We start from the raw sequence: 2,136 nt of genomic DNA on the forward strand, positions 1-2,136 counted from the left end.
GCTCGTGCCGAGATAAATCCGAAGTCTTGGGATGAATTTTATAAATTCGGAAATTGATTAATGTTACCCAGGAGGTGCAGGTAATTGAATTCACTCCAGTCCTCCCACAACCAAAGCTTAGCCAGCAGGTTAGTAGTGAAGCCCGGGTGCGACCAAGGTAACGAGGTGTGCGGAGCAAGGGTGGAACGAGAGTGTAGGCCATTTATTGAGCCCCGAAATATTGTAGAGTGGTGGTCATTGGATAATCATCGACGGATGGGAAAGCTGACGGCTTGCTTTGTACCGGAAAGCAGCAGTCTCAGTAACGTTATGGCAAGTTGCTGCGACACCGCCGGGGTCTGAGAACATGGCATGCGCTTACAGGGGTAGCTCGGGAACTCGGGAGCTCCGACTTTGTCCTGACTCAAGTAACCGGCGTCGGTGTGCCGGATTATAAATGCACCAGGCTTCATGAGGCAATTTACTGCGCCTAGTGAAGAGTCCAAATCGGAAGCACGAATAAGCAGTAAAGAGATATCAGGTATTGGGGGCCGATAGCGAGAGTGAAGAAACCCAAGAAGCAAACTCGGAAGTCTTAGCAGATCATAGTACCGGTGATCGGGATTTATTTTACCGATCGGGAAGGTGGGGAACGATTACCCTGAGGACCCACTGTAGGGAAGGTGAAGCCGGGTGTGACGCGTTGATGAACTGAACGACAGGAGATACTTTGGGATCACTAACTGTCTCACTAAAACTTCGTCAACTGAGAATGCAAGCCAGGGAACACCCTGAGAGGGTGTTTACCACGCTACACCATCTGATTGACGTTGACTTTCTGCGAGAAGCCTACTACCAGACCAATAAACAGGCGGCGGCAGGTGTGGACGGGGTTACAGTTGCGGAATACGCGGCAAACCTCGACAACAATCTGGCAGATCTCTATCGCCGTTACCGAGAGGGGAGCTACGTAGCCCCTTTCGTCAAACGTGTTTGGATAGAGAAAGAGGACAAAAGTCAGCGACCAATCGGTATCCCTACGCTGGAAGACAAGATATTGCAAAGAGCTGTTGCGATACTTCTGGGCGCCATCTACGAAATCGACTTCTACGATTTCTCCTATGGCTTTCGGGAAAAGCGCAGCGCGCACGATGCAATCAAAGCGTTGAGGGATGGTTGTTTCCGGGAGAAAGCTAGCGTTATCATTGATGCGGACATCAGCAAGTTTTTCGATACGATGCCGCATGATCGCATCCGGGAAATGCTCAGGTTGCGCATCAACGACGGGAAAATCATGTGCCTTATCGGCAAATGGTTAAAGGCGGGGGTGGTCGAGAAGGACAACATCCGCTACCCGGTCTGTGGTTCGCCTCAGGGTGGATCGATCAGCCCCATGATAGCGAATATTTTTCTCCATCATGCTCTGGACGAGTGGTATGTGAAGCAAGTGCGGCCGCGGTTGGCCCGTCGCAGCTTTCTGATAAGGTTCGCTGATGACTTTGTGCTGGGCTGTGAAGACGAAGCGGACGGTGAGCGCCTGATGAAGGTGCTGCCGAAGCGCTTCGAGAAGTACGGGCTTCGTATTCACCCTGACAAGAGTAAAATGATATGCTTCCAATGGCCAAGTAAATACTCAGCCAAGAGTGGGAATGGCACATTCGACTTTCTCGGATTTACCCACTACTGGGGCAAGTCACGAAACGGAAACTGGGTGATCAAGCGGCAGACGATGAGGAAACGCCAGGCTCGCGCCATGCGTAACCTCTATACATACTGCCGCAGCAGCAAACATGACCCGATCAAGGAGCAGTACCAACGGCTGTGTTCCAAGCTTTATGGATTGTACAACTACTATGGGGTTCGGGGTAATTACCGGGCTCTGTGGATGTTGTACCAGCACGTGCGGGACTGCTGGCGGCGCTGGTTAGGCCGACGTACAAGAGATGGGTATATTAGCTGGGAGAAGTTCGAAAAGTTTCTGGCGGTATGGAAACTTCCAAGACCCAGGATAACCAAAATGGTGTAGATGGGTTTGTCGGGTACATGGTCATACATTGGAGTTGTGCCGATACTCCAATCACCGAGGAACCGGATGAGTGAAGGCTCACGTCCGGGTCTGCAGGGGGCGTCGCCCGTAAGGGCGGCTCCTACCTAGAA

Annotated in this window: 1 protein-coding gene; it reads left to right on the forward strand. The window is 51.7% G+C overall.

Annotation, left to right across the window (positions count from 1 at the left end):
* Positions 1-709: 709 nt before the first annotated feature.
* The gene (gene ltrA / locus FKG94_RS28500) at positions 710-2,005 is read left to right on the forward strand and encodes a group II intron reverse transcriptase/maturase (protein ID WP_142930347.1); all 1,296 of its coding nucleotides are present in this window, start codon (positions 710-712) and stop codon (positions 2,003-2,005) included.
* The last annotated feature ends 131 nt before the right edge of the window (positions 2,006-2,136 follow it).

The sequence above is a fragment of the Exilibacterium tricleocarpae genome (assembly GCF_007004655.1).
Lineage (GTDB): Bacteria > Pseudomonadota > Gammaproteobacteria > Pseudomonadales > Cellvibrionaceae > Exilibacterium > Exilibacterium tricleocarpae.